This window comes from Streptomyces sp. PT12 (genome assembly GCF_003311645.1).
Taxonomy (GTDB): domain Bacteria; phylum Actinomycetota; class Actinomycetes; order Streptomycetales; family Streptomycetaceae; genus Streptomyces.
On sequence record NZ_QEST01000016.1, the window covers coordinates 1 to 357 of the forward strand.

Consider the following 357-nt stretch of genomic DNA (forward strand, 5'->3'; position numbering starts at 1 on the left):
CGAGCCGATCGCGATCGTCGGCATGGCGTGCCGCCTGCCGGGCGGGGTGGCCTCGCCCGATGATCTGTGGCGCCTGGTGGACCAGGGCGTCGACGGCGTCTCCGCGTTCCCCGACGACCGGGGCTGGGATCTGGACGGTCTCTATGACGCGGATCCGGACCGGCCTGGTACGTCGTATGTGCGGCATGGTGGGTTCCTGGACGGGGTGGCGGATTTCGACGCGGGGTTCTTCGGTATTTCGCCGCGTGAGGCGTTGGCGATGGATCCGCAGCAGCGGTTGTTGCTGGAAACGTCGTGGGAGGCGTTGGAGCGCGCGGGCATCGACCCGACCTCGCTGCGCGGCACCAGCACGGGCGT

Annotated in this window: 1 protein-coding gene; it reads left to right on the forward strand. The window is 69.7% G+C overall.

Features of this window, described 5'->3' with window-relative positions; genetic code table 11:
* On the forward strand, positions 1 to 357 hold a 357-nt coding region (locus DEH69_RS02145), incomplete at both ends, for a beta-ketoacyl synthase N-terminal-like domain-containing protein (RefSeq protein ID WP_147255336.1).